The following is a 1017-nucleotide window of genomic DNA, read 5'->3' as shown; positions in this document are numbered from 1 at the left end:
GCCCCCGCTGACCCTGCCCCCCACCCCGCCACCCCGACAGGGTGAGGGAGGCAGGAACGGACCGACGACGAGGGAGACGAGGGGATGGACACCAACGCGCCCCGCGAGGCCGCCCACGTGGTGGGCACGTGGGTCACCGCCGACGGCCACATCCGTCAGGAACCACGTCCCGACGGCCGCTACGACGAGGCACCGGGATCACGGCGTAGCGCCCACACCGGCAGCTGCACCGTGACCGGGAACCACCTCGACTGGGTGGACGACACCCGGTTCACCGCGAGCGGTGACATCCGGGACGGCGTCCTCCACCACGAGCACCTGGTGCCGTCCCGCGAAGGAGGGGTCGCATGACCGACCAGCGGAAGGTGGTGCTGGTCACCGGGGCCAGCAGCGGCATCGGGGAGGCCACCGCGCGGCGGTTGGCCGCCGACGGGCACCGGGTGCTGCTCGGAGCCCGGCGCACCGACCGGCTCGACCGGATCGTCCGGGAGATCGAGGAGGCCGGGGGCGTCGCGCGGGCACGCCGGCTGGACGTCACCGACCTCGACGACGTCCGCGCGTTCGTGGACGCGGCGCTGGCCGCGTTCGGCCGGGTCGACGTCCTGGTGAACAACGCCGGCGTGATGCCGTTGTCGCCGCTCGAGGCGCTGCGGATCGACGAGTGGGACCGCACGATCGACGTCAACCTGCGCGGCGTGCTGCACGGCATCGCCGCCGCCCTCCCGGTGATGCGCCGGCAGGGGGCCGGGCACGTGGTCACCGTCGCCTCGGTCGGCGCGCACGAGGTCGTGCCCACCGGGGCGGTGTACTGCGGGACGAAGTTCGCGGTGTGGGCCGTCGCCGAGGCGCTGCGCCAGGAGACCGGGGGCGACATCCGGGTCAGCGTCGTCTCCCCGGGGGTCACCGAGTCGGAGCTCGCCGACAGCATCTCGGACCCGAGGGCGCGGGCCGACATGGACGTCTACCGGGCGGTGGCCCTGCCGGCCGAGGCGGTCGCCTCGGCGATCGCGTTCGCGG

At 74.6% G+C, this 1017-nt stretch carries 2 protein-coding genes; both read left to right on the top strand.

All coding sequences use genetic code 11. From position 1 onward, the window contains the following. Positions 1–84: 84 nt before the first annotated feature. Positions 85–351: an Atu4866 domain-containing protein gene (locus ACTIDRAF_RS0219395; RefSeq protein ID WP_016700384.1), complete on the top strand. Its 267-nt coding sequence runs from the start codon at positions 85–87 to the stop codon at positions 349–351. Further along, positions 348–1017: SDR family oxidoreductase (locus ACTIDRAF_RS0219390; RefSeq protein ID WP_016700383.1), on the top strand; the 670-nt coding region annotated here is incomplete at its 3' end. The genes ACTIDRAF_RS0219395 and ACTIDRAF_RS0219390, both read left to right, overlap by 4 nt.

The sequence above is a fragment of the Actinoalloteichus spitiensis RMV-1378 genome (assembly GCF_000239155.1).
GTDB classification, from domain to species: Bacteria; Actinomycetota; Actinomycetes; order Mycobacteriales; family Pseudonocardiaceae; genus Actinoalloteichus_B; species Actinoalloteichus_B spitiensis.
This window is presented reverse-complemented; position numbering and strand designations above follow the sequence as displayed.

What these genes read in the sequence shown, in the direction of transcription:
- ACTIDRAF_RS0219395 (WP_016700384.1), top strand. Translation starts at nt 85, where the DNA reads ATGGACACCAACGCGCCCCGCGAGGCCGCCCACGTGGTGGGCACGTGG.